Source organism: Congregibacter brevis, assembly GCF_045689245.1.
Taxonomy (GTDB): Bacteria; Pseudomonadota; Gammaproteobacteria; order Pseudomonadales; family Halieaceae; genus Congregibacter; species Congregibacter brevis.
Genome location: NZ_CP136865.1, coordinates 791,136 through 817,406 on the forward strand (window position 1 = coordinate 791,136; position 26,271 = coordinate 817,406).

20 protein-coding genes are annotated in these 26,271 nt (G+C 54.3%); 13 read left to right on the forward strand and 7 right to left on the reverse strand.

Going from position 1 to position 26,271, the window contains the following annotated elements:
* Positions 1–80 precede the first annotated feature (80 nt).
* From R0137_RS03550 to R0137_RS03560, 3 genes are all read left to right on the forward strand, one after another.
* A complete protein-coding gene (locus R0137_RS03550; RefSeq protein WP_407328586.1) occupies positions 81–920 on the forward strand; it encodes a metal-dependent hydrolase in 840 nt (279 codons plus the stop codon).
* A gap of 101 nt (positions 921–1,021) precedes the next feature.
* Positions 1,022–1,909 (forward strand): SDR family NAD(P)-dependent oxidoreductase, encoded by an 888-nt coding sequence (locus R0137_RS03555; protein ID WP_407328588.1) that lies wholly within the window; start codon positions 1,022–1,024, stop codon positions 1,907–1,909.
* 92 nt (positions 1,910–2,001) lie between these two features.
* Complete coding sequence (locus tag R0137_RS03560) at positions 2,002–3,189, forward strand: beta-propeller fold lactonase family protein (protein WP_407328589.1); 1,188 nt, start codon at positions 2,002–2,004, stop codon at positions 3,187–3,189.
* 445 nt (positions 3,190–3,634) lie between these two features.
* Here R0137_RS03560 and R0137_RS03565 read toward each other — a convergent pair whose 3' ends face one another.
* The 5 genes from R0137_RS03565 to R0137_RS03585 form a co-directional block, all read right to left on the reverse strand.
* Positions 3,635–5,296: a hypothetical protein gene (locus R0137_RS03565; RefSeq protein ID WP_407328590.1), complete on the reverse strand. Its 1,662-nt coding sequence runs from the start codon at positions 5,294–5,296 to the stop codon at positions 3,635–3,637.
* Positions 5,297–5,605: 309 nt separating this feature from the next.
* Positions 5,606–6,706: a hypothetical protein gene (locus R0137_RS03570; RefSeq protein ID WP_407328592.1), complete on the reverse strand. Its 1,101-nt coding sequence runs from the start codon at positions 6,704–6,706 to the stop codon at positions 5,606–5,608.
* Between the two features lie 119 nt (positions 6,707–6,825).
* Complete coding sequence (locus R0137_RS03575; RefSeq protein ID WP_407328594.1) at positions 6,826–8,127, reverse strand: serpin family protein; 1,302 nt, start codon at positions 8,125–8,127, stop codon at positions 6,826–6,828.
* Positions 8,124–9,686: an ATP-binding protein gene (locus R0137_RS03580; RefSeq protein ID WP_407328596.1), complete on the reverse strand. Its 1,563-nt coding sequence runs from the start codon at positions 9,684–9,686 to the stop codon at positions 8,124–8,126. Before R0137_RS03580 ends, R0137_RS03575 begins: the two co-directional genes overlap by 4 nt.
* 85 nt (positions 9,687–9,771) lie before the next feature.
* Positions 9,772–10,419, reverse strand: coding sequence for a LuxR C-terminal-related transcriptional regulator (locus tag R0137_RS03585; RefSeq protein WP_407328598.1), 648 nt, complete (start codon positions 10,417–10,419; stop codon positions 9,772–9,774).
* 107 nt (positions 10,420–10,526) lie between these two features.
* Here R0137_RS03585 and R0137_RS03590 point away from each other — a divergent pair, with 107 nt between their 5' ends.
* The gene (locus R0137_RS03590; protein ID WP_407328600.1) at positions 10,527–11,474 is read left to right on the forward strand and encodes a hypothetical protein; all 948 of its coding nucleotides are present in this window, start codon (positions 10,527–10,529) and stop codon (positions 11,472–11,474) included.
* A 184-nt stretch (positions 11,475–11,658) separates the two neighbouring features.
* On the opposite strand, the gene R0137_RS03595 is transcribed toward R0137_RS03590, so the two are convergent.
* Both R0137_RS03595 and R0137_RS03600 read right to left on the reverse strand, forming a co-directional pair.
* Positions 11,659–12,291, reverse strand: a complete 633-nt coding sequence (locus R0137_RS03595; protein WP_407328602.1) for an RpiB/LacA/LacB family sugar-phosphate isomerase — start codon at positions 12,289–12,291, stop codon at positions 11,659–11,661.
* Between the two features lie 70 nt (positions 12,292–12,361).
* A complete protein-coding gene (locus R0137_RS03600; protein ID WP_407328603.1) occupies positions 12,362–14,011 on the reverse strand; it encodes a glycosyl hydrolase family 28-related protein in 1,650 nt (549 codons plus the stop codon).
* Positions 14,012–14,266: 255 nt separating this feature from the next.
* On the opposite strand from R0137_RS03600, the gene R0137_RS03605 reads away from it, so the two are divergent.
* From R0137_RS03605 to R0137_RS03645, 9 genes are all read left to right on the forward strand, one after another.
* Complete coding sequence (locus tag R0137_RS03605) at positions 14,267–17,212, forward strand: TonB-dependent receptor (protein ID WP_407328605.1); 2,946 nt, start codon at positions 14,267–14,269, stop codon at positions 17,210–17,212.
* Positions 17,213–17,312: 100 nt separating this feature from the next.
* Entirely contained in the window at positions 17,313–18,152 is an 840-nt protein-coding gene (locus R0137_RS03610) for a 2-keto-4-pentenoate hydratase (protein WP_407328607.1), read from the forward strand.
* Between the two features lie 35 nt (positions 18,153–18,187).
* Positions 18,188–19,279 (forward strand): LacI family DNA-binding transcriptional regulator, encoded by a 1,092-nt coding sequence (locus R0137_RS03615; RefSeq protein WP_407328608.1) that lies wholly within the window; start codon positions 18,188–18,190, stop codon positions 19,277–19,279.
* 93 nt (positions 19,280–19,372) lie between these two features.
* On the forward strand, positions 19,373–20,131 hold the full coding sequence (kduD, locus tag R0137_RS03620) for a 2-dehydro-3-deoxy-D-gluconate 5-dehydrogenase KduD (RefSeq protein ID WP_407328609.1): 759 nt from the start codon (positions 19,373–19,375) through the stop codon (positions 20,129–20,131).
* Positions 20,128–21,126: a TRAP transporter substrate-binding protein gene (locus R0137_RS03625; protein WP_407328611.1), complete on the forward strand. Its 999-nt coding sequence runs from the start codon at positions 20,128–20,130 to the stop codon at positions 21,124–21,126. Before kduD ends, R0137_RS03625 begins: the two co-directional genes overlap by 4 nt.
* On the forward strand, positions 21,119–21,616 hold the full coding sequence (locus tag R0137_RS03630; RefSeq protein ID WP_407328613.1) for a TRAP transporter small permease: 498 nt from the start codon (positions 21,119–21,121) through the stop codon (positions 21,614–21,616). The genes R0137_RS03625 and R0137_RS03630 overlap by 8 nt, the downstream gene beginning before the upstream one ends.
* Positions 21,607–22,887, forward strand: a complete 1,281-nt coding sequence (locus R0137_RS03635) for a TRAP transporter large permease (RefSeq protein ID WP_407328614.1) — start codon at positions 21,607–21,609, stop codon at positions 22,885–22,887. Before R0137_RS03630 ends, R0137_RS03635 begins: the two co-directional genes overlap by 10 nt.
* A gap of 96 nt (positions 22,888–22,983) precedes the next feature.
* A complete protein-coding gene (locus R0137_RS03640) occupies positions 22,984–23,898 on the forward strand; it encodes a sugar kinase (protein ID WP_407328615.1) in 915 nt (304 codons plus the stop codon).
* A 4-nt stretch (positions 23,899–23,902) separates the two neighbouring features.
* On the forward strand, positions 23,903–26,263 hold the full coding sequence (locus tag R0137_RS03645; protein WP_407328616.1) for a polysaccharide lyase 6 family protein: 2,361 nt from the start codon (positions 23,903–23,905) through the stop codon (positions 26,261–26,263).
* Positions 26,264–26,271 lie beyond the last annotated feature (8 nt).

Here is a 26,271-nt window from a genome sequence, read left to right on the forward strand (position 1 = left end):
AGCGGCATGCACGCCTGCTAGCCGTCGGCGGAAGATCTCGATGCGGTAGACTGTACTTCGATCAGTCACAGGCACCGTCCATGGCGTCACGTTCCCACACACCGACAGAGGTGGAAATCACACCTCGCAACCGCAGCCACAAGCTCGCCCCGGCGCTTGCCGTTGACTGGATGGATAACCATCCATTCAAAACTGCTTGGTTTAACGCCATGTCCATGACATTCCCACTGGGTGAGAAGTTCTTCATCGATAGCGTCCGACACTTTGCCGACCTGATTGATGATGCAAAACTTCAGGAGGAGATCCGTGGTTTCTGCGGACAAGAAGGCTTCCATCGCCGAGAGCATGATCGCTATAACCGCGCCCTATGCGAGTTGCGTGGCTACGACCACGATCGCATCGAGAACCGACTCGAAAAGAACATTGCTCAGTCCTACCGTTGGTTCAGCCCTCTTGAGCGTCTGGCGGTGACCGCAGCCCTCGAGCACATCACAGCTATCATGGCGGAGTCTTCACTCAGTGAGGGCACGCATATGGACCTCGTTACCGACCGGGAGATGCGTGCGCTTTGGGACTGGCACGCGGTTGAAGAGATGGAGCACAAGGCCGTGGCCTTCGATGTCTTTCGCGCGGTCGGCGGCACAGAGAAGATGCGTAAAAAGGCCATGCGCCAGTCAACGCTCTTCCTGACCTTTGACATCATGTACGGCGCGATCCACATGCTTCACCGCGATGGGAAGCTCTGGAGTTTCGGCCTATGGAAAGAGGGCTGGCAGTTCCTGTTCTCCAAAGGCGGTGTACTCCGGCGTATCTGGCCCGCCTATAAAGAGTACTACCGGGATGGTTTCCACCCCTGGCATCGCGACACACGTCCCCTTCTTGACGACTGGAAACTCGCGCAGGATCCCATAGCAGTTTAGACGCTCGGGCTTTTACGTTAGGGCCAGCCTCTTTATAGTGTGAGCCCCCGTCGCGACCAACCGCGGCCACGATGCACTCACCTAGGAGAGTACTTCCCACCATGATCGACTTCTCTGGAAAAACCGCCGTCATATCCGGCGGTGCGAATGGCATTGGCTTCAGCCTTGCGAAAACATTGGGCGAGCGCGGCATGAATGTCGTCATCGCCGACATCGAAGGCCCTCAACTGGCCGTTGCAGCGCAGGCTTTGAGCGATGCCGGGGTTAGTCATCTCGCTGTTGAGATGGACGTGGCGCTGCGCGAGGACTGGGAACGCACGGCGAAAGAAGCGACGGAAAAGTTCGGCAACATCCACATGCTCGTTAACAACGCCGGCGTGAGCGGTGGCGTGGGCGGCATCGAGACTCTGGACGATGAAGGTTGGCGCTGGTGTATCGATGTGAACCTGATGGGCATCGTTTACGGAGCAAACGCTCTGGTGCCGCTCATGAAAGAGCACGGCGAAGGCTCCTGGCTAATCAACGTGGCCTCCATGGCTGGCATGGGCGGTGTCCCCTTTGCCGGCGGCTACACCGCGACCAAAGCTGCGGTAGTTGCGATGACAGAAGCCTGGGCCCTGGAGCTACACAACAGCAACATCCACGTTTCCGTGCTGGCTCCAGCTTTTGTTAAGACCAAGATTCACCTTTCGCATCGCAACCGCCCCGCGCGATACCCGATGAAGATCACCCCTGGACCGGACATCATGCAGGTCGCCAAGGCCAGCACCGCTTCTGTTGAGAATGGCATTCCCGCCGATCAGCTCAGTGAGCGCGTTATCGAAGCACTCGAGGCGGGAGAGCTCTACATTTTCACGCACCCGCGGTACAAGTCAGTCACCGACGCTCGCAGTGCTTCCATAGCGAAGGCTTTTGATTCTGCGGCAAACAGCGATGTGGTGGCCGACGTCGCCGAAGAACCGACCATGAACAGCTGGGGCTCTGACTAAAAGCCCCTCTCTGGGCGCCGACCGTTGCGGCGGCGCCTACTCTACCTAGCTGTCAGCTACACTTAATGCCTACCCCAAGCAGGATTCGATCTATGACGCCCACCCGATTCTCACTGGTTGTAGCCTTCCTCCTTGCAGCGAGCCATGTGGCCATCGCGGCGCCAGCACTTGTCAAAGTTGATACGTCCCAATTTACGGACCGACCGATACCCCGTTTCATGGTTGATGCGGCATGGCCGACGGTGCCCCAGGATCTGATGATCGGCCAAGTGCCCGGGCTATCTGTAGACAGCGACGACAACGTATGGATTCTCCAACGACCAAATTCGCTGGGATTCTCCGACACAGGTCTAGCGCAGGATCCTCCCATCGCGATTTGCTGCAAACCCGCGCCACACGTCATGCAGTTTTCCAGCGAGGGTGAACTGCTGAGAGCCTGGGGCGGCCCATCTCATGCTCCCACCATTGATGGAACGAACCAGTGGCCTGCAAATGTTCATGGACTTTACGTGGGCGGCAACGACAGCGTTTGGATTGCGGGGAACGGTGATGGCGACCACGTCGCTCTCAGCTTCACCAAGGATGGTGAATATCTCCGGATGGTCGGTTTACGAAATGCGTCCAAGGGTAACTTCGACAAAAGCACCTTAGGTGGACCTGCTGATATCGCGCCCGTACCGGGACGCGATGAGATCCTGATCGCCGACGGCTATATCAACAAGAGAATCATCGGCTTTGACAACGAAGGTCGCTTCACTCGCTATTGGGGGGCTTATGGCGCATCGCCCGACGGGTCGACCCGCAAGGGAGCTTTCGACCAGAGTCAGGCCTCAAGTAACACCGATGGCGGTGCAAACCCGAAATCTGACACCTTCGGGGATATCGTCCACTGCGTAGTTCGCGGCCCCGATGCGCGAATCTACGTGTGCGATCGACGCAATAATCGCGTGCAGATTTTCGAGACGGACGACGACGGCACCACAAATTTTCTTAGAGACATTGTTATTGAGAAAACCACGGGCGGAACGCGCACGGCCTCCGACATCGCCTTCTCACCCGATGCAAAATTCATGTACATCGCAGACATGATGAACGGTCAGGTTTGGATCTATGACGCGGGCACCTATGAACTACTGGGCGCCATGGGTCGAAACGGACGCTACCCCGGTCAGTTTATCTGGCTGCATAGCGTTGATGTAGACAGTGCTGGCAATGTCTACACAACAGAGGTGAGTACCGGCCGTCGCGTTCAGAAGTTTGTGTTCCAGGGTGTGAAGTAGCGCCCCGCTTGATTACACCCGGTTGATAACACCAGCCCAACCCGAACGGGGTATTAATCCCAATCGACAGTATTCAATGTCGCGTTACAAGGACTTCAGATACTCCGACACCTCCTCATCCTTGGCGTTCACAGTGCTTCCATAGCGAAGGCTTTTGATTCTGCGGCAAACAGCGATATGGTGGCCGACGTCGCTGAAGAACCGACCATGAGCAGCTGGGGCTCTGATTAAAAGCTGCCGCCGCATCTGAGCTTGTTTCTGGAGGTGGAAGCGCCACGCTCTCCATCGCGGTAATGAACTCCTTTAGCGGTTGCATACGGGTTAACATTCGGTTCATGTGGCAGAGAGCCGTTACCGGTCCGGTGCTAATTGCTTGTTTAACGCCGTAAAGACCAGCCTGGAGAGTCAGACTGGTCACGAGAAGCCAGAAGACGTGGCTTGCTTATTAGTCTACGGGTCTTTGGTAAACCACACTTACAGAGCCACCTTTACCAACCCCGATTTCACTCGATCCAATCGCTAGATCGACATCAAAGTCTTTGTTGAAGTAGCCAGCCTCTAAACTGGCACCAAATCGCGCTCCCTCTCTTATTCGACCGATACCCGGGATATCCCGCTCGGTAATCCACAGCGATTCAGTTGTTTTCAGCCCGCTGGGACCCCCGTTGATAATCACCACTGCCCCTGCGTCTTCGACCTTGTTCCCCCCTAGATCCTCTCCAGGTATACCAATGGCTAAGTCATCGTATTTATCACCGTTGAAATCCCCTATTGCAAGTGCTGCGCCGAAGTAGTCTTTCTTCTCCGCGCCGCCTTCGATCCAGTCTCGATCCTGATGAAAGCTAATACTCCGTACCTCTTCTTTACCATTGGCTCGCCTTGCGACCAACCCGCTTTGCACCTCCCCGCCAGCCGTTGGGAACTTTCTGCCGTAAAAAACATGCACCATGCCCGCACTGGTTCTGGAACCAAGCGCTTCACCTGGGACTCCCACAGCCAAATCGTCGGCACCATCACTGTTAAAATCCCCAACAGCTAGGACTTTGCCAAACCCATCGCCATCCTCTACACCACCGGCAACCCCGGGTGTGTTCTGGTTGATGAGTTCGCTCCCGAGCATACGAAGTCCGCCCTCTGCTCGGAACGACTTATCAAACGGCTTACCATAAATGACATTGATCGCACCCCCGGCCGCATTGTCACTTTTCCCTAAGCCACCCTTGTCGACATCATTTGGTACGCCGATCGCCAGATCGTGAGTACCATCACCATTAAAGTCTCCGGTAGCCAGTGCGCTGCCAAAACGCTCATTGTCGACGCGAGTTCCCGCGAGGTTTTTCTGACTCCAGGCTTCATTGTTAAAGGCTTTATAACCATTTGATTTGAGATCCCAGTCAATTGCCGCGTCCCACATGATGGTATTTACCCCACCGGAATTTTCGTATTTGCCGGTGTCTTCATCTGGCGCGCCTATGGCCATATCGATCCCGCCATCGGCATTGAAATCACCCAGCGCTATAGATGAACCAAATCGATCGCCGCTCTCCCTAGAACCAATGATTCCTTTTTGCGCCTGGTCAATGGCACTCCATGTGTCATCCTTATGGACATTCAAAATGTGAACCATCCCAGCATCGCGATCAGACTTGATGTCTTCTCCTGGCACACCTACATAGACGTGGCAGCCCTCGTCGAGCCAGCACACTCTGTCAAGTGTTAGGTAATCAGGGTCAGGAACATGAACGGCAACCGCATGACCAAAGCGGTCACCCGCCTCAGGTCCGCCGGGAACACCACTCGTGGCCTGGCTGTAAACCAGCGGATCAGCAAGATCAAGGCGATCATTTCCAGCTTTGAGCTGAACAATACCTCCGGCGCGCACATTGTCTACGATCAATGAAGGAGCCGAGATTATTAAAGAAAAGGGTGCATGCGTTAGCGCAAATCCGAACTCAGCATCACCCTGCGTCGTTAAGCCAACATCTTCCATCGTTATGTGATCGGCTTCTTCAAAACGCAATTCCCCCTGTGCAGCTGCATTGACCGCATGGGAAGTCGCCAGGGCCAAAACACTAACGGCAAAAATTGGTGCGATTATCTTTTTCATTTTCCTATTCCTTAGAGTTTGGTTGAGTTTCTTCAAGGCCGCCTCTTGGTTTTGGCAATGCTGCCCTGTCGTTCCATTAGAACTATAGGTCTGTATTCACTTATGGCCCATGGGGTAAATACCCCATCTACATGTCTATCCTTAAGCAGATTCAACTGCGCCGACTGCATTGTTTGAACAAAACCAGTGACTAGGAGGCTAGGAGTTGAAATCCTGAACGTGTAAGCAAAGAAATGACAAGCCGTGCGCCGAAGTCACGGCTTGTCGTTGCTTCTTGCAAGGCAATGCGGTTGTACGGGGTTATTGGACCTATTCGTCGCTTTCCTCGTGTTCCTCTTCCTCTTCCTCTTCATCGTCCTCATCTTCATCATCGAATTCTTCGTCGTCGTACCGATCTCGGTCGTCATGATCATCGTAGCGGTCGCGGTCGTCGTACCGATCTCGGTCGTCACGATCATCGTAGCGGTCGCGGTCGTCGTACCGATCTCGGTCATCACGATCATCGTAGCGGTCGCGGTCGTCGTACCGATCTCGGTCATCACGATCATCGTAGCGGTCGCGGTCGTCGTACCGATCTCGGTCATCACGATCATCGTAGCGGTCGCGGTCGTCGTACCGATCTCGGTCATCACGATCATCGTAGCGGTCGCGGTCGTCGTACCGATCTCGGTCATCACGATCATCGTAGCGGTCGCGGTCGTCGTACCGATCTCGGTCATCACGATCATCGTAGCGGTCGCGGTCGTCGTACCGATCTCGGTCATCACGATCGTCATAGCGGTCGCGGTCGTCGTACCGATCTCGGTCATCACGATCATCGTAGCGGTCTCTGTCGTCGTATCGATCTGAGCTGCTAGAGTTCCCGCGGTATCGCCCCGACTTCTCATCAGCAAATCCGCGAGGATCATCTTGAGCCAACGGTACCATCGTATAAGTCACGGGGCCGAGAGCGCCCGCGACGTTCACTGTCAGATTACCGTCCTGTCCAAGTCGAGCAGTCCAAGGCCCAAGTAGCGGTAGATCCTCGCCACTGTACTCACCCGATCCCGTTCGGCGAATGTTCTTAATCACCACCATCATCGGTTCGATCTTGAGAACAAATAGATGCAACCATGGATCCAGGGCGTAAGCGCGTCCGGCTTGTATGCGAACGCGCTTGCGGTTCGCTGAGATCATCCATTCTCCATCAATGGGGGAAACCTCTCCGGCTGGCACTGTATGCATCATCGGCAAGAACGCAGGAATCTGCGGGATTTCGGGAATCGTTGGAATCTGCGCCTGCGCAGTGAACGTACTGCCTAAAAAGCATAACGCCAACATCCCCTGGGATGCTTTGAAAGAACCAGACAGAATTCGTCTAAGGCCCGCCAACCCGGTAAGGATGTTCCGCATTTTTATTATGTGACTCATGATGCTGTTCCCATGTTAACGTTAGTGTGGTGTGTAGTATGGCTACGTGACGTTATCCGTGCGATGGGGTAAATCCCCCAATTCTCGCATGCTCCGCAAGTTTTTGGCTTGCCAACACCCTATTTGATAGACGGCGTGACAACGACACCCGTAAAAAGTGGTGTCTTTGATGCGCGTTCGACAATCGCCCATAGAAATGGCCGATCAACGTCGATGTTTCTCTTCGGAAACGTGGGAGGTGCACTGGTAATCTTCGGTAAGCCAGCTAGAACGGTAATGGCAGCAGCCTTTGCTCCGTTTTCGTCTAAGTCAATTCGGGTGTCCTGTTGGATAAAACTCAACGTTGTACGCCGGGCCCGTGCTGAACTGCGGGCTACATCGACCATCGGCACATAGTTGGTGTGCTCACCAAAGAGTTTTTGCAGCCCCATGTCAACGCTGATTGGAGATTCGGTATCCACTTTAATGCGGTCAGCGTAAGAGAAAGGCGGCATACGTAAGTAGTAGTCATAGACGGTTGCCTCTGTTGACAACACTTTGTGGCTGACCGAATTGAGCTGATTCACACCCGCATTCTGAATCCATGCTGCGACATCCGACTCTGTTTGCGGAGGAATGTAAATGACCATCGCATACTTCCCTCCCTTGAATGGAATGCTAAGCCCAATACTGCCATCGGGGTGATCGACGACCCGCGATGTTTGTCTTCCGGCGATGTATGGCAGCTGTGTTGCTGTCTCATCGACGTTCTTAAACTCAAATTCTGGATCTGCGTTCAGACGACGAAACTGAGTCGCCCAAGCACCTTCAAAATAGGCCGCATTAATAATCAACCAGCTAAGCTCCGACAATGTAATGTCATCGATTACATCGGTGATTAAGCCTTGTGTTGTCTTTTCAACCCATTGATTGACCATGGCGGCTGCGCCAGGCCTCAAAAAATCCGCATTCTGAATTTCTGCGTTATACGATTGTTGAACCGCTTTCGAAAAGTCGGAAGAAAAGTAGAAGGGTTGTTTATTATCTGGACCGTTACTCGCCCAGACGGAGTTAACGAGTGAGAATTCGCCAATCTGACCGTCAGCCCTATGCTGCAGCACTCTACTCAAAAGTTCGGCTACCGCCCTCACATCTGTTGCTGATTCTTCCAATAGAAGACTGTCGAGCAACTCCGCTGTGTACCCTTCTGCCCCCTCTCGCAGCATTGCCAGTGCATAAAATAGTGACACCGGGGAGACCATGGAGTTCTCCATCCCCATATGAGCTAGCCTCGCTCGAAGGAGCTGCGCTCCCAAGATGTCTATGCGAGTCGATTCGAGCTGCTGACGGGGTTGAGCTGGCTCTAAGGTAGTCCCCCCCTCAGATCCCGTAACTATCGCCAGACTCGATACCAAAACCAATGACTTCAGCAGGTTTTTCATCTTATTTCTCCCAGAGAAAGATCTTCATCACTCGAACGACAAGAGAAAGGCATATCGACAGAAATTGACGTACCGCGGTTTAGGGCTGTTTCCACAGACAAGTGGAAGCCTTGCGATTCACATAGTTCGTCTACGATACTTAATCCAAGACCATGACCATCCGAGTTCGCGCCTTTTTTTCCCGGCTTTTTCAATGCATCTACTGACTCCGGCGCCATCCCCACGCCATCATCATGAATGACAAACCGAGCGCCACTAGATATCCGTCTAAATCCAACAAGAATGCGGGTGGCTTGAGAATGGCGGATCGCATTACCGAGTAAGTTACTCATGACTCGCATCGCCGCTAAGGGTTCGATAAGGAGATCAACCTCTACCGACCGTGAACGTAACTCAATGCACTCCTCTCGCGCATCTGCGATAAACATTTGAACGAGGCTATCGATGAGAAAAACAGTTGATACGCGCGCCTCCTGCGCAACATCGATGTCGCCAGCTAGTCCCACTTCAGTATCATGGGTTTGCTCAACGTAGGTAGCCGCTAAATCGCCTATATAGTCAACCGCACGAGACAGATGAATAGACTTCTGTGGATCGATTGACTGTTGCTCAATCGCCGTGCGCAGCGCGGCGATCGGTTGCATGAGATCATGCGACACTGTGGCGAGCTGAGCTTTAGTCTTTGCTGCAGCCGCTTCTGCGCGAAGATACTGTCGTTCAGATTCGAGTAACTCGCTTTGCATTTTCGTTTCATTCTGGGCAGCTTGAAGTGCCGCACGTTCGGCCGCCTCTTGCTGTTGTCTGCTAATGAAAGCGCGCCAAAGTACGATCCCCAGCGAAAACGCTGCGCATAGACTTAAACCCCAGCGATTTACCTGATTCAATTCGAGCTGGGAAAATCCGTTTCCGAAAAAGTGTTGCGAGTAAAACACTGCGTAAAAGGCGCCAACCACAGTTGGAAACGCCCTAATCAACTGCAGGAGCCGTTTGTCCAGGCCACGCCATGTTAGCGGGGGCAATATCTGGCAGAACAGCATTGTAAAAAAGAGAACATTGGCTGGGATCCACATTATTGCCAGTGAAATCCGCATAAGCCAGAGTGGGGTGCTGACTGCCAGCACAGCAGCGAAGGCACCAAGTACGTTAAACCATCTGCGCAACGCAAAAAACGGGTGTGTACGCTCGAGATTGGCACCAATCAACCAGAAGCCAAATGCAGTGCTGCTGGTGTAAATCAGAAAAGGAACTACCCAAATAGCGAAGTCACTACCGCCCAACAGGTAGGGAATAAACCCGTCCATTGCTGCAATATTGATGAGCATAAGTGTGGAAAAAAAAACGTAGCTTAGCCACGCATAAGCGCGATAAGCCACCACGATTAGCATCGAGAAAACGACAGCACTAATGCTAAACGAATAAAACGCGGCATCGGCGTAGGAGAGGTTATATCCTTCAGTTAGCGCCCATGCATTTGGCGACAAGGAACAAAAAATCATTGCCGCAGACGTCGCAAATAGACGCCGGAATTCTGTTTCCAGCCTTCGCGGTTCTAAGGTCATGGAGACACTCGCTCTATATTGTTTGTTGCCTCGAATTATTTCGTACAATGTGCTCGACTAATATGGGGCATTTACCCCATAACGCCTACTCTGCGATTACCAATCCATCGCGAATCGCTTTCGCCATAAGTTGTGCAACAGAATGTACGTCCAGTTTTTGCATCATGCTGGTGCGATGCTTGTCTACGGTCTTGGGACTTAGAAACAATTCTGCCGCTATCTCTTTGTTCGATTTACCGGCCACAATTTTTGCTAGTACTTGCTGCTCTCTGTTGGTGAGCCGTTCCTTTTGCGAGTGAGCTTTGAGGACCGACATTAACGAAGTTTCTACAACGCGTCCGCCCTCGACGATCAACGGTATTTGATCTCGCATCGAGTTCACTGAGCTTCCTTTAGAAAACAAACCATCGACGCCTTGCTCTACAAGCGACGCAAGAACTCCCGATGCAACTACGCCAGTGAAAACTATTATTCGAGTTTCGGGGCTCCAGCGTTTTAAGTCGTGTACGATTTCTGAACCATTCGCGAAAGGCATAGAAACGTCTAAGAAAAGAATCTGCGGCTTGTGCGCTTTTGTTTGAGCGAGGGCCTCAAGACCATTAGACGCGTAAGCAACAACGTTGTATTGATACTCTCCTCTGTTGCCTGGCTGAGAAAGTAGTTCGGTTATCGCATCACGAATGATTTCATGATCATCCGCAATCACAACCTCAATAGTTTTAGCTGCATCCATGCTTGAAATCTTTATCCAATCCTAACTGCTGGCTACGCGCGTGCACATAAGTCTACATAGCTGAGACGTGCATCTGCGAATGTTATCGTACATGCAGCAGGACGACCGTGACACACGAAAAAGCGCGTAAACAGATGCCGCCTAGAGACTTAGCTCGACCAGATAAGTGGAGCTATACGCCAACGCTTACCCAAGACTTTGGGAAAATTTTAGTCTCAGCATGTAGTATTGCGCGCATCACTTTGCATGAACCCTACGTGACCCCCTATCCCCACGTTCGAGACTCCCAAACAATGCTTCTACGCCGCGTCACCCAGCACATCACAGAACAGAACTGGTTCGCTGTCGTAGTGGACTTTGTCATCGTCGTTTTCGGTGTATTTGTCGGTCTTCAGGTTCAAGAGTGGCAGTCAGAGCGAGAGTTGTTACAACAAGAAACACAGTATCTTTTTGAACTACGTAAGGAAGTCTCCCTTAACACTGAACTGTTGCAAAATCGTGTTGACGTTATGGCCCAAGTTGTGGCGTCGGGTGAGCGAGCGGTCGCTTTCCTCGACGCGGGTAGGCCCTGCGAAGTGGATTGCTGGCCCGTCCTCGTGGACTTTTTTGCCGCTTCACAGGTACTGTTCTCACCGCTACGCAAAGCGGTGTTTGATGAAATGCAGCGACTGGGTCTTTTGCGCGCAACGGCCGTGAAAAATGCTGTGGAACCCTTCTATGTGCTCAACGAAACAATTATCTCAGGTCTCGATTCATCACCTAGTTACCGCCAGATGTTTCGAAAACTGATTAGCGTGCGCGCGCACGCTGCACTGTGGGGCGCTTGCCATCGAATGAATGGCGTCTCCGAATCCCTTCAAATTGATTGCTCGCCGGGAATTCCAAAGGACGAAACGATCGAACTGCTGGAAAGAATCCGTGCCCACAGCGAGATCAAAGATGAGCTCAACTATTGGGTTGGTATGCACTATCTTTACAGCCCGATAACATTGGACGTGGTGGAAAGTGGTAAGTCAGCCGTTCGCGCGATTAATACGGAGCTCTCGACGCGCTGATCTCTTAAGCGCAATGACTTGAGTTCGCTTCGTCAAATGATGGTGATTGCGACAACCCGCCCAATCTGCATTACTCGGCTCTACCCACTTAAGGGTGACGCACCGGTTTTCATTACACTCGGTTGATAGCGCCACCCCAGCCAGAATGCGTCATGAATCCCAATCGACGCTATTCAATGTCGTGTTACAACGACTTCAGATACTCCGACATCTCCTCATCCTTGGCGTTCGCGTAAAAGAGTTCCGCAAAACGCTCTCCGGCAATCGTCGCCCGCAGTAGGTCCTGATCGACCGTTTTGAGCACACTCAGCATGTTGTGGCAGCTGGCGGCCTTCATGTCTGCAAGGATACCTCGGTTCTTTGCCATGATGGCCGCGCGCTCTTTCGGGTAGCCGACGCCGCGCTCGTGTTCAAAGAGCTTGCGATAGCAGTCTTCGAGGTTGAGCTCTGCTGCCCAACCAAACCCCTTTGCGTAAGGCATGGACATGGCGTTGCCGTCATTGATCTGTCCAAATAGGAATGCATCTGTGGGGTCGATGACAAGACCACAGAAGACGCCGGGCATAGAGTTGCATGCCAGCATGGAGCCCATGCCTGTGCCGCAACCGGTGATCACAAAATCTGCGGCGCCGGAGTTCAACAGAATGCCCGTGAGCAGACCATTCATGACGTAAGTCAGGCTCGCCTCATCATCTGCGCTGTACATTCCGTAGTGGTGAACTTCGTGGCCAAGGGGCTCTGCGATGTTCTTAAGCGCTGTATGGACGATGTCGCTCTTGGCGGCCTGGCTATTTTCGATAATCAGTGCAATCTTCATGTTTGTAGCCTCATTTGTAGCATCAAAAGTTGTTTGTTCTATTTTGCCCGCGCATTTTCTGATCCCGCTATTACTCGGCTAGATCCTTTTGCCGAAGGCGGAGCTGGTGTTCGTAAAGAGAGGGTATGACCCCGACCTTCTCGTTCATTTTGGTTACGTAAGCTTGCGGCCGATAATCGAGCTCGAAGTGTCGGTTACCGTGGAGGCCGATGATCCGGGCATCCGGCCCTTCGTCAACGCCCTGGATCGTCACAGTTTCATCGGAGCTGGCTCCACCGGTGATCAGTATCCGCAGGTTCCAGTTGGTGTTGTAGGCACCGTGTCCCGGCTGCCAATACGGCGCGCCGCTGCCATCAAATACCGGGGCTACCGGCCCATCGTCCGAGGAGTGCGCGGGCATATGCAGGGTCACCTGATCGTAGAGATTCTGGTGATTGGCCCCCGCGTGCTGATCGAGTGTGGGGGTAACGAACACCTCCGCATTTTTGTACACACACTTTGTCGACTGCGTATTGAAAGTTAGGGAGTGCCGAACGGGATTCATGACTCGAAGATCTTCAATCAGTACGTTGTGCACATTTCCCAGATGTACGCCGTAGTGCGCGGGCCTAGATCCATCAGTCACGATGTTGGAGTAAGTCAGATTGGCGCTGCTGTAGCTAAGGATGCCGCTGTCTGCGTTGGTGATGCGCACGTCTCTAACCCATGAATCAAACGAGCTTGTGAAGTAGATGCCGTTGTAACCTTGCTCCAGGTGATGACCGAAGTGAGGAGCGACGGGGAACTCGAGGTGTAGATCCTCAATCCCCACATTCACGAGGCCATCCCAGGCTGAGACCTGGGCGGGGATGGTCTCGTTGATGTCGTGAAGCAGTGCGTCGGCGAGCGTAAGGGTTCGCCCATCCACGCTCAGGACTCGCAATGTCTGGCGCACGAGCGGCCGCTCGGGAAAGGACCAGTGATGAGAGCCGGCCAGCTCTGAGTGGCTACCGTAAAGCGATTTGATGATCCCCGCCTCGGGACCGTCGCGGTTGATCCACTGAATCTGGACGATGTCTCCTTTCTTGATCGAGCCCGCGTTCGCGACTTCTACTGTGCTCTGACCGCGCACACCTTTGGTGATGTCCGTTATTTTCGTGGGTTGTGGATCCCTGTCGGCGAGATATGCAGCGGGCCGTGCGCCTGGCTTTTGTATCCATATAAAGCCGCCGCTCCACGAGTACTCGGAGAAGTATTCGTTAACGTTTCGTTCCGGCTCAATCTGCCGCTTATCCAGGGTCCTGATGTACTCCCGCAATTCATCCAGTGATGAGGACTTATCTATCTGGTTAAGAGGACGCGGGAACGAAAGGGTTGTGCCGTTATCTCCGGCGCCCATGCCTCGTACTGTGATATCCGAGCGCTCGATTTTTAGTACGTCTGAGATGCGGTAGCGGCCCTTTTCAAAATGAACGACAACAGGGCCTTTCGTGTTGCGCGCAGCTTTGAGTGCGGCTCTGACAGCTTGTGTATCATCTCGACTGTCGTCGGCGTGGGCACCGAATTCGTCCACGCTGATGACGCTCCCGGTAGCACGCGGGAGTGGCTTTACACCGTTTTTGTATCCCGCATAAGAAAAGTCCGGGAGAAAATTTCCATCCATTAATGTCCCTAAGGACATTTCTTCGGATGGATCACCTTGGACGCTGTTTCGCTTGCCCCCGGGGATTTCTTGGGACACTCCGGCTCCGGCGAACAAGCCTAAAAAAACTATAGTTATCAATGTTTTATGATTCAAAGTGTTATTCTTTTGGTTGCGCTATAAACGCCTTGGAAGATATCGCGCTTAACTCATTTAGGCAATAGGCGGCTTCTCAAGCAGTTTTAACGAGGCTCAAAGAAAATATTGACACCGGTGACATTTGTCGTATTCTACGCTAAGCACCACATAACAAACCTCAGTACAAAACAATAAATTTTTGAAGGGGATTAAGCAGTGACACCTAATCTAGAGCTATCTAAGTTAGCGATTGCCGTTGCGGCCGTCGTAACCACGTCTGCAGCACTCGCTCAGGAAAACACCGACCCAGCCACAGCGACCGCCGAAAACCTGATAACCGAAGAGGTTATTGTTAGGGGTATTCGGGGCTCTCTCGCTGGTGCCATCGACCAGAAAAGGAATGCCGACAGTCTGGTAGAAGTAATCATCGCAGAAGATATCGGCAAGCTGCCTGACCAGAACCTTGCAGAGGTGCTGGAGAACATCACGGGCGTACAGATTACGCGTACTGCAGGTGTGGGCACTGGCGTACAGATTCGCGGTACCAATGCCAACCAGGTTCTGTTCAATGGTGTTGCCACGGCGGGCTCAGGCTCGGGCCGTAGCGGCATCGACTTCGAAGACGTGAACCCAGCCATCATTTCCGCGGTGGAGGTCATTAAATCCCCCGAAGCCAAAACCATCGAAGGCTCCGTCGGTGGCACGGTGAATCTGAAGACGATTCGTCCCCTTGATTTATCTGAGCAGCTCGCGTCGATCCAGCTTCAGGGAGAGGACAGCAGCTTGAGCGATGAGGGCTTTCAGCCAAGGTTTTCCGGCGCCTACGGTAACAGCTGGGATACCGGTATCGGTGAAATCGGTTTCGTAATCACTGGTAGCTACACGGAGCAGGAGTCAGTCTCTTTCCGCCCCAGAACGGACCGCGATAACCGCTCTTCGCCCCCAGGCGCTGATCCTGCGGAGTTCCTGGGTATCCAGTTCCTCGTTCAGGAGCAGGAAAACTTTGACTACGAGACCACCAACCTCGCTACCACCTTTGAGTGGAAGCCTAGTGACCGTCTCAAGTTTAGCTTCGACGCTATCATTAACGAGCAGGAACGCAGTCAGGACAGCTACCGTTTACAGGCTTCCGGCGTGAGCGCGTTTCGGAATGTGAGCATCCCAACGGCGTTTGAAACCGTCGACTTCGGTGTCGGCCCTGGTGTGTTCCCCGCAGCCCTGCAGGGAACAATCGAGCCCGATCTCGCTCTTGATGATGATGACCCGAACCTTCGCTACTCTACGGATACCGGCTCTCGCGTTACGGATAGCAAAGTGTTCTCTTTGGCTGGGGAATACACCGGTGATCGCTGGGTAGCTCGGGCCGAAATCGCCAGTACCACCAGCGATACAACTAACCCCAATCTCAGCACCACGCTGAACTTCATCAACCCCAATTGTCCGTTGGATGGCACGAGCAACGACAACTGCGTGCCTTTCCAATATGACTTGTCGGGTGGCACGCTGGCGTGGGGTATCAACCCGAATTCGCCCTTTGCGCCGTCGGCGGCTGATCTTGTGAATCCCGCGAATGTCGTACTGGATCAGGTGATCGTCGGTAACAACAGCACGGAGAATGAAGACAACGCGGTTCGTTTCGATTTCACATATAACTTCGATTGGAAAGCGCTAACGTCTGTGGATGTGGGTGTTCGCTACAACGAGTCTTCCAGCGTGTTTAACAACATCGAGGATCGCATTGGTGGCTTTAGCCGTATGGTCGATAGCCCTAACGGTCTGTTGTTCGAGGAACTGTTGGTTCGTGGTCCCGACAACTACGGTGATGCCGACAGCCGTACACTCTTCATTAGCGACTTCCTGCTTGTCGACCCAGACCGCTCCTTCTCGGATCCCGAGGGCGTCATCGAAATTCTGCAAAACGCAGTGATCGAGCACGACCCCGAGAGCCCAGACATTCTTGATCTGCAGTCGGACCAGAACCAGTTCTACGATGTGTCTGAAGAGACGACTGCTATGTACGCCCAGGCAAACTTTGAGTTCGGTATCTTCCGAGGCAACCTGGGTTTCCGCTATATCGAGACGGACATCGACTCGGTGTCGTTTGGGCCGGAAGATGCGAATGGTATGCGTCAGCTCCAGTCCACAAAGGGTAGCTACGACTTCATCCTACCGAGACTAAACATCGCGGCGGAAGTGGCTGATGGCGTGATTGTTCGACTGGGTTACGGTTCTGACATCCGTCGTCCAGACTTCAATGACCTCAACACGGCATTCACTTTCGACAATCAGGAGAACACCGCGGTCGCACTGGGTAACCCAGGTCTTGAGCCTGAGGAAGTAGATTCCTTCGATATTTCTGCGGAGTGGTATTTCGCGGATGCTGCTCTGGCGAGCATCGGTTATTTCCGCAAGGAGCGCACCAACATCTTCGGTCAGGACTTCGAAGGTGCGGCGCTTCTGCCAAGTGATACCACACCTGGCGGCCTGGAGCGGGAGACCGATCCTACCTGCCCTGGCGGCGGTATCTACAACCCGACGGTAATACCGAACGTGCTGGGCGACCCCGACACTATGGGCCTCTGTGTTGACTTCACGCGTCCTGGCAACGATGCCGAGACTACGAAAGTCGACGGCATCGAGCTGCAGCTTCAGTACAGCCTCGCAGACTTTGAAGATCGTATTGGCTGGGCCTCTGGCTTCGGTGTGATCGCCAACTACACGATGCAAGAGTTCAGCGGCGGTTCGGCGGAAGACTGCACCTCCGGTCGCGGTGAGCAGGTGCTCGGCGAAGTCTGTATTCCTCGAGGCTTGCTCGACTTCTCTGAGGACGCTTATAACTTCACGCTGTTCTACGAGAAGTACGGCATCTCTGCCCGGATGCGTTACACCTGGCGCGAAGGATTCCGTACACAGGACTTCGGTGGCGGCGCGAACACTAGTGGCAGCAGTACCTTCAGCTTCCCGGTCAACACACTAGATCGTGGTCAGTTGAACGCCAATGTCTCATACGCTTTCAACGACAACCTCAGCTTTATCCTCCAGGGCGTGAACCTCACGGAAGAGCGTATTGATCAGCGCTGTGTGAGTGAGACGGGTCCCCTCTGTTTCGTCGGTCTTCCAGACCGTCGTATTGTGATCGGCGCGAGCTACCGCTTTAACTAGTAGGGTGTTTGTCCCGATACCCCCTCCAGGGGTATCGGGACTCTTTTCATCATATTTGTTCCTTCCGTTTCACCCGAGCGTGAATGAGGATCGGTAGCTTATGCTTTGTAATGAAGGCGTCTCTGTTGACGTCGATGAAGAGGCCACGACCTTGAATGCGATTTCCCAGCGCCTGGTCAGTGCACGTCTGGATGCTCGACCTCTTAGTGACTATCCCGGGAATCTGCCGGTAAATCTGGAATCCGCCTACAGAATTCAATCTCTCTCCATCAGTGTATGGCCAGATGAGGTTAGTGGCTGGAAAGTCGGAGGCGTACCGCAGGCCTTTCAGGACAAGTTCGGCGCCGAGCGTTTGTCCGGCCCCATCTTCAGGGCAGCGACACAGTCGGTGGAAGAGGGAGGGACGATCTCCATGTCCGTCTTTCGCGGCGGCTTTGCGGCTATTGAGGCCGAGTTTATTGCTGAATTTGCGGTATCGATCGCACCTGGTGAGATTGATCAGTCAGCGACAGACATCATCGATCTTGTGTCTACGGTCTATATCGGGGCCGAGACTGCGAGTAGCCCCATGGCGGAGATCAATCGATTGGGCCCCGTAGCGATAATTTCTGACTTCGGAAACAACGCGGGACTGGTGATCGGGCCAAAGGTTGAGAATTGGCGGGATCGTTTGGCAGAGCAAATTACCATTGCTGTGACTGTTGATGGTGAGCAGGTGGGCACCATTACGACCGCGATGAAAGAGGGAATGCTTGCGGCAGTCAGCTTTCTCATCGAATTATGCGCGGAGCGAGGTATCCATATTCCCGCGGGCACATTGGTTTCTTGCGGGGCATTAAGCGGTATCCATGATGTGCAAGTCGGCGATCTAGCGCAGGTACATTTCGATGGGCTTGGGACTTTCGGTGTTCAATTCACAGAACGACGGCCAGCAGTGTAGGCTTCGCCTGTTTATTTATATATGCGGAGAACAGCGTGGCGCGCAGTAATAGAAAGCCGGAAGTGGATTATGCCGCGGCGGCAAAGCGATGGGCCGAAAGTAACTCTAGTGGGCGTAAACCCACCATGCAGGACGTTGCTCATCTTGCAGGCGTCTCCAAAAAGACCATCTCGCGGATCATTAATGATTCGCCGTCGGTCAACGAAGTCACGCGCAGAGGGATTCAGCAGCTCATTCGGGAGATTGGCTATCGCCCTGATCCTCAAGCGCGGGGGCTCGCTTCAAAAAGGTCCTTTTTGGTGGGGCTGATTACGGACAACCCGACGCCCCAGTACGTAGTCAACATTCAGCACGGCATTCTCGATGTGTTGCGTCAGACAGGCTACGAATTGGTGGTTCATCCCTGTGATCGAAAGAGTGATTCGTTTTTGGAGGACGCCAAGCGATTCATCGAAGTGCAAAAGCTTTACGGCGTGATCTTGACGCCGTCGGTCTCGGAAGACGAGCGGCTGGCTGAAGAATTGAGGGAGCTTGGTTGTGCCTATATTCGGATCGCATCCATCGCGCTGGACATGGAAAGCCGGATGATCGTCACCAACGATCGTGAGGGCGGTAAGGCTGCTGCTCGGCATCTCGCCAAGCTCGGCCATACCCGCATCGCCTGTGTGACCGGTCGACGAAGCTTCCGATCTTCCACCGAGCGCATAGCCGGTTTCGAGGAAGGGCTGGCTGAGCACGGTTTGAGCGTGCTTCCTGAGTACATGCTCGGTGGTGATTACACTTTCGAATCCGGGCTTGCGTTGGGTGCGGACCTGCTCGACTTGGATCCACCGCCTACGGCGGTGTTTGCGGCAAACGATGAAATGGCAGCAGGCATTCTGCAGGCGTTACATGTGGCCGGACGTACGCCGCCAGACTCGCTCTCGGTGGTTGGCTTTGATGACTTCGAGACGGCGACCCGCGTGTGGCCAAGGCTGACGACCGCTAGAACACCGGCACGAAAGATTGGTCGGCTCGCCGCAGAGCGGCTCTTTGAGTTTTATGACGGTGATCGGGAGATCGTCGCCGAGAACGAAACAATACCAGAACTAGTCGAGCGAGATTCGACGCGTCGTCCCAGTCACTGAACTCCTCTGTTGTAGAGCGGGATTAGTCTGGGCCTGAAATAGCGAGTTAATCGCGGAGCACGTTTTCGCGAGACGAAACCCGGGAGTGGATTGATGGATCAGCCGTTTGATCTGAGCGGTAAAACCGCTGTTGTAACTGGTGCCAATACGGGGTTGGGTCAGGCGATTGCGGTCGCGTTGGCGAAGGCCGGAGCTCGCACCGCCCTCGTAGGGCGTTCAGCGCCTGACGAAACGGTCGCCAGGATCGAACACGTAGGTGGCGAGGCGGCCGTTGTCATGGCCGACCTAAGCCGCGGCGAAGTGGCCTCGGAGGTCATTGCAAAGTCAGAGTCGGCACTAGGCCCCGTCGACATCCTGGTAAACAATGCAGGGATAATCCGACGTGAGGATGCCCTCGAGTTCTCGGAATCTGACTGGGATGACGTGATGGCAACCAACCTCAAGGTGCCGTTCTTTTTGGCGCAGGCTGCGGCCCGATCAATGGCTGCGGGCAAGCGTCCCGGCAAAATTATTAATATCGCGTCTTTGCTGTCACTACAGGGCGGTATTCGCGTCGCGTCATACACAGCGAGCAAAAGCGGCTTGGCGGGTCTGACTCGATTGCTGGCTAACGAGTGGGCGTCCATGGGCATAAATGTGAACGCCATCGTTCCGGGGTACTTCGCCACCAATAACACGGCGGCCCTTCAGGCTGATGAGCAACGTAATCGCCAGATTCTGGAGCGAATTCCTGCTGGACGCTGGGGAGATCCCGATGATCTAGGCGGCGCAGCGGTTTTCCTTGCCTCGCGCGCTTCGGATTATGTGCATGGCACTCTCATCCCCGTTGACGGGGGATGGATGGGTCGATGATCCGCCGACGGAGTCTGTTGCTGGCCCCGCTATTGCTCTCTGCATGTGCTGAGCGCAAGGGCGCGCGGCCCCTATTTGCCGCGGACTCGCAGCCCGATAGCTACCCGACGACCCAAGGGCTGTTTGCTATTGATCGCCTACTCAATGAGCGTACCAATGGTGAGATGCGTGTGCGCGTTTATCCAGGTGGTCAGTTAGGCGCCGAGAAAGACACACTCGAAATCGCCGTCTTCGGCGGTCTTGATCTGACGCGGGTCAATCTCGGGCCGCTTACATCTGTGGTGCCAATTACCTCGGTGCTCGCCCTGCCGTTCCTTTTCGCATCCATTGAACATGCCCGGGCGACCTTCGATGGTCAGACGGGGCGACGTATCCTCGATGCCATGATGCCGTATGGCCTTCGGGGTATGTGCTTCTACGATTCCGGGGCCAGATCCTTCTACAACACCCAGCGTGAGATTCGCTCTCCCGAGGACATGGCCGGGATGAAGATTCGCGTGACCAATTCGGACATCTATGTGGCGATGGTCGAAGCTCTGGGGGCGAACCCCACACCCATTCCCTTCGGGGAGGTGTATCAGGCGCTCATTCAGGGCGTGGTAGATGGGGCTGAAAACAACTACCCCTCTTATGAGGGTACCCGGCACTTTGAGGCGGCCGGTCACTACAGCCTGACACGTCACGTAATGGCGCCTGAAGTGCTGGTGGCATCACGTCGGAGCTGGGACAAGATGACGGCAGAAGAGCAGGGCTACCTGCAGTCAGCGGCTACCGAGTCAGTGCCGATCATGCGGGAGCTGTGGGATACACGAGTGGCGAAATCGCGGCAGCGTGTCCTCGATCACGGCGTAAGTATTGTAGAGAACGTTGATCAAGCAGCGTTTGCCGAGCGGATGTCGCCGGTCTGGGATCGCTTTGTGACCACGCCGGAAATGCGGGCGATCGTTAACGATGTCTCCTCGACGCGAGCTGCGTTTGGAGGTGCGAGTGGCTAACGCGGCGGAAGAATTCAGCGGGAAAATCAGCCTGCTCTCCAAGTGGGTGGCTAGTGTCGGTCTTCTTCTGATGACGGCAATCATTGTGGTTCAGGTGTTTTCCCGGTACGTACTGAACAGCAGCCCGGTGTGGGCTGAACAGGCGGCGCTGCTCTTGATGATCTGGTACGTGTTTATTGCGGCCGCAGCTGGGGTGAGAGAGGGCTTCCACATCCGAATCGCGGTGATAGCTAATTCCCTGCCAGAGGGGCTACAGCGGTGGGTGCGATTTCTGACCCATTTACTCGTTCTTCTGTTCGGGATTGCTATGGCAGTGTTTGGTGCTCAACTGGCCGGGGCGACGTGGGAGCACGTCATACCGACGCTGGGTGTGTCCCGGGGACTAGCTTATATCCCCATCTCTATTTCAGGTGTGCTAATTGTCGGGTTTTCGGCGGAGCAGTTGCTCGCTGACCTGCGCTCAAAGGAAGTGGGGCCCCTATGGAACTAGCGCTACTCATCGGAGTTCTGCTCCTGCTTCTGGTGATGGGTTTGCCAGTGGCGTTCGCGTTGGGGACTGCATCACTCCTGACTTTCTATGTTCTCGATATCCCCTTGATCGTTGCATTTCAGCGCATGGCCGCAAGTATGAATATCTTTGCACTCATGGCGATCCCGTTTTTTGTCTTTGCGGGCGATCTAATGCACCGAGCGGGAATTGCCGAGCGTTTGATTCGTGTTGCCGATGCGGCCCTTGGGCAGCGCCGCGGTGGATTAGGCCAGGTGGGTGTCGGTGCTTCCATGATGTTTGGTGCGGTGTCGGGATCGGCCATCGCCAGTGTGTCTGCCATCGGCTCAACGCTTGGCCCAATGATGCGCGAAAAGGGCTATGACCCGGATTATGTGGTGAATGTTTCGGCGACGTCGGCGGTGACGGGGCTGCTTATTCCACCGTCCCACAATATGATCATCTACGCTGCGGCAGCGGGTGTGAGTATCTCGCTAGCCGATCTGTTCCTCGCGGGTATTGTGCCCGGTGTGCTTACAGGCCTGCTCCTGATGTTTTCGGCCTATCTTGTGGCCCGCAAAAGAAATTATCCGAAAGGCGAGTTCCCCGGTTGGAGGGCCTTTGCAATTTCATTTGCTGGCGCTATCCCAGGATTGCTATCCGCCGGCATCGTGGTCGTTGGTGTTCTGTCCGGCGTGTTCACACCCACAGAGTCTGCCGGGATCGCGGTGGTGTATACCATCGTTGTCGCGCTCTTCGTTTACCGCTCTCTCACCTGGGAGCGCTTTTTCGCAGCAACGACCGCGTCTGTGCGAACCACGGCGATGGTGATGATCATCATTGGTGCCGCAGGCGCTTTTGGCTGGCTGCTTGCACTCCTGCAGGCGCCTGCGCAGCTGGCGGATCTCCTTCGTGGGATTACGGAAAACCCGTTGCTGCTTTTGCTGCTGATTAATCTGGTGTTGCTGCTTCTTGGTACCTTTATGGATATGGCGCCCCTGATCATCATTACGACGCCAATTTTCCTGCCCATGGCGACCGATCTGGGTATGGATCCCGTGCATTTCGGGACCATGCTGCTCCTGAACCTCGGTATTGGTCTGGTGACCCCGCCCGTTGGAGCGGTGCTCTTTGTGGGCTGCGCGATCGGGAAGATTCCAATAGAACAAACGGTAAAGACCATCTGGCCTTTTTACGGTGCGTTATTGTTCGCGCTAATCGCAGTGATCTACATACCAGGTCTTTCCCTCTGGCTTCCAGGGCTACTCAATTGAGCAACTTCAACCAGTCGTTGTGCGTGATCCGACAGAACTCGAAATCTCTCGATTCTGGCGTTGCTTCCCGTGCTGTATTTGTGAGGATAGTTAGACGTGGCTAAGGTCAGCGTGTTCGGCGAGCCGCTTTTGGAGATCGCCTCCCAGACGGCAGGACAGGTCCTCGGGCCATCGGTGCTTGGGGTTGCGGGAGACACGCTCAATACCGCGGTTTATCTCTCTCGTCTCGGTCACGATGTCAGTTTTATCACCGCGCTTGGCACAGATGCTTATTCGGACGCGCTGCTCGGTCGACTCGCAGACGAAGGCATCTCTGTGGCGTGTGTAGGACGTCACCCCTCTCGAATGCCGGGGCTGTATGCCATTCGGACCGATGAATCCGGTGAACGCTACTTCGTCTACTGGCGCGATACGTCCGCGGCGCGTGCATTCTTCGATCTTGATGATGCCGACGCGCTTATCGAGTCCGCGGTGTCGTCAGACCTCTTTTACTTTTCCGGCATCTCCATGGCCATTTTGTCCGGGGCTGATCGCGAACGGCTGTTAAGTGTCGCTCGTCGCTGTCAGGGCGCTGTGGCCTTCGATGGTAATTACCGTCCTTACGGGTGGAGTTCCATCGATGAGGCGCGTCGTTATCTTGAGCAGGTGGGGGAGGTCGCCTCTATCGTTATGCCCACTAGTGAAGACGATGACGCACTATTTGGAGCCGCTGAGCCGTTGGCTCACGGCAAACGCTGGCGTTCTTATGGTGTCGATACCGTGGTTGTTAAGAACGGTCCCGACGGCGCCTGGCTCATTGATGGGATGGGCGAGGTGACTCACGCGCAGGTCGACGAAGTTATTCAGCCGCTCGACACCACAGGAGCGGGCGACAGTTTCAATGCGGCGTTTCTTGCTGCGCACCTGCATGGCGAGTCCCTGGCCGATGCCGCTCGAGCGGGAAACCGGTTAGCCGCTCGCGTCATTCAGGAAAGAGGGGCTTTGATACCTCTTACGAGCATGCCCGGATAATCCTATGAAAAGAAATGGCCTTGTTGTGAATTACCGTGAAAACCATCGTTTCCCTAAAAGTCAGCTCGTCGGCGTAGCGGGGACAGGGCTGCCTCACCGCCATGCGGGCGCACTGATGGGACTTCGTTCGGTATTCGGTGGGCTCTGTCTGCTCCTGTGCGCAGTGAGTGCCTCCGCCGGTGAAACACTTGTGCGTACGCAGAGTGAGTTCCACAGCGCGGTGTCGGTTGCACAGCCAGGTGATGTCATCACTCTCGCAAGCGGCATCTGGCGCGATTTCGAAATAATCTTCTCAGGAAATGGTAAGCCAGAGCGTCCCATCACCCTCCGAGCCGAAACGCCCGGCGAGGTAATTCTCAGCGGTGAATCGAACCTGCAGCTTGGAGGAGAGTATCTTCTCGTAACGGGTCTAGTTTTTCGTGATGGATACTCGCCCTCAGGGTCGGTCGTATCCTTCAGGATTGGCAAGGAGAACCTCGCCAATCACAGTCGCGTGACCGAGGTCGTCATTGATCGATTTAATAAGCGGGATCGTCAGGATCCCGACTATTGGGTCGCTATGTACGGCCGCCACAACCGCTTTGACCACAACCACCTACAAGGAAAGACCAACAAGGGCGTCACTATGGCGGTCCGGTTGGATTCTGCTGAGAGCCTGCAAAACCATCACCGGATCGATCACAACTACTTTGGGCCTCGCCCGGTGTTCGGTTCCAACGGTGGAGAGACGCTTCGTATAGGAACGAGCCACTATTCCCGAGAAATGTCTCAGACCATTGTCGAAGATAACTACTTTGAGCGCTGCGATGGTGAAGTGGAGATTGTCTCCAATAAGTCGGGTGGCAACGTGTTTCGAAGAAACGTGTTTTACGAGTCTCGGGGTACACTGACACTGCGTCACGGAAATGACAATCTAGTGGAAGACAATGTCTTCATCGGCAATGGCGTTGATCACACGGGCGGTATCCGAGTCATTAACCGGCGTCAGACCGTTAGAAACAATTACATGGAAGGTCTCAAGGGTTACCGCTTTGGTGGGGCTTTGGTGGTGATGAACGGGGTGCCCAACGGTCCCATTAATCGCTATGACCCCGTCGAGGACTCGATCATCGAGCGCAACTCCCTGATCGACAGCGACCATATTCAGCTCGCCGCTGGCAGCGATGCAGAGCGTTCAGCAACGCCCCAGCGAACCACCTTCACCAACAACCTGATACACCACCGCGACCACCGCGATACTTTCACGGTGTACGACGATGTTCGGGGAATCACCTTTGAAGGCAACCGTATAAATGGGGTCGAAGACCCGACGCTTACCGACGGTTTTGCCAATGAGGCGTTTGAGGTGCGCCGTGACGCCAATGGTTTGAACTATGCCACAGACCCGGCGCTGGCAGAGGTTGGCGTCGCGAGAACGCTGCAACCTCTAAATCGTAATGCGACCGGTGTCGAATGGTATCCCAAACCCGAGTTTGGTGAGCGCTTTGGCTCCGGTGGCACCATCAAGGTGAGCCCTGGAAATAACGCGCTATCGAGCGCTATACCGCATGCAGAAGAGGGCGATACATTGGAACTCAGCGCCGGTGAGTACTTTGAAAGCAAAGTGCTCGCCGTGGACAAGGCGATTACGATCCGTGCTCCCCAGGGTGCATGGATTGAATACGAGCGTCCCACTTTGTTCGAGATTCAGGACGGCGGCTCTCTATGGCTGGACGGCGTCACTGTCTCGGGCCGCAGTGCTCCTGACTATGCCGGTAATAGTGTCATCCGCACGAGTCGTTACGGCGTGCTGACAAACTATGAAATCCGCGTAGACGGTTCAGAGTTTAAGGATCTGAATGTTAATCGGGCGTTCCATTTCCTCAATGCGAACAAATCCTCCCTAGCGGATCACATACAGATTAACGACTCGGTGTTTCAGGCGATCAGCGGATCGGTACTGAAACTCGACCGAGAAAACGACGGTTTCGGTATCTACAGCGCTGAATACGTCACGATCCGGGATTCCAAGTTCGAAGATATTCAAGGGCCTTTAGTCAGTCTCGCCAGATTTGGTCGTGACGAAAGTACTTTTGGTCCCCATCTGACTCTGACGGGGTCAGAGCTGTATCGAGTTGGTACCGGTCAGCGTTCCGAGGTCAAGGCATCGGTCTACCTCCACGGGGTGCAGGTCACCACGATTGCTGACTCGCGCTTTGAAGACAGTGCGTCGATTGCCGTCGAGCATACGGTGGGTGAGCCAGTCACCCTTATTCAGAACAACACTTTCCAGCGCACCCCCGAACCGACAGCGGTCGAGCTCGTAACCGGAGGTCCCCCAACGGTTTCGCTGCAGGGCAACACCTATGTTGCTGGCGAACAATGAGCGATCGA

What these genes read in the sequence shown, in the direction of transcription:
- R0137_RS03555 (WP_407328588.1), top strand. Translation starts at nt 1,022, where the DNA reads ATGATCGACTTCTCTGGAAAAACCGCCGTCATATCCGGCGGTGCGAAT.
- R0137_RS03595 (WP_407328602.1), bottom strand. Translation starts at nt 12,291, where the DNA reads ATGAAGATTGCACTGATTATCGAAAATAGCCAGGCCGCCAAGAGCGAC.
- kduD (WP_407328609.1), top strand. Translation starts at nt 19,373, where the DNA reads ATGGATCAGCCGTTTGATCTGAGCGGTAAAACCGCTGTTGTAACTGGT.
- R0137_RS03625 (WP_407328611.1), top strand. Translation starts at nt 20,128, where the DNA reads ATGATCCGCCGACGGAGTCTGTTGCTGGCCCCGCTATTGCTCTCTGCA.
- R0137_RS03560 (WP_407328589.1), top strand. Translation starts at nt 2,002, where the DNA reads ATGACGCCCACCCGATTCTCACTGGTTGTAGCCTTCCTCCTTGCAGCG.
- R0137_RS03580 (WP_407328596.1), bottom strand. Translation starts at nt 9,686, where the DNA reads ATGACCTTAGAACCGCGAAGGCTGGAAACAGAATTCCGGCGTCTATTT.
- R0137_RS03585 (WP_407328598.1), bottom strand. Translation starts at nt 10,419, where the DNA reads ATGGATGCAGCTAAAACTATTGAGGTTGTGATTGCGGATGATCATGAA.
- R0137_RS03570 (WP_407328592.1), bottom strand. Translation starts at nt 6,706, where the DNA reads ATGAGTCACATAATAAAAATGCGGAACATCCTTACCGGGTTGGCGGGC.
- R0137_RS03645 (WP_407328616.1), top strand. Translation starts at nt 23,903, where the DNA reads ATGAAAAGAAATGGCCTTGTTGTGAATTACCGTGAAAACCATCGTTTC.
- R0137_RS03635 (WP_407328614.1), top strand. Translation starts at nt 21,607, where the DNA reads ATGGAACTAGCGCTACTCATCGGAGTTCTGCTCCTGCTTCTGGTGATG.
- R0137_RS03575 (WP_407328594.1), bottom strand. Translation starts at nt 8,127, where the DNA reads ATGAAAAACCTGCTGAAGTCATTGGTTTTGGTATCGAGTCTGGCGATA.
- R0137_RS03565 (WP_407328590.1), bottom strand. Translation starts at nt 5,296, where the DNA reads ATGAAAAAGATAATCGCACCAATTTTTGCCGTTAGTGTTTTGGCCCTG.
- R0137_RS03610 (WP_407328607.1), top strand. Translation starts at nt 17,313, where the DNA reads ATGCTTTGTAATGAAGGCGTCTCTGTTGACGTCGATGAAGAGGCCACG.
- R0137_RS03550 (WP_407328586.1), top strand. Translation starts at nt 81, where the DNA reads ATGGCGTCACGTTCCCACACACCGACAGAGGTGGAAATCACACCTCGC.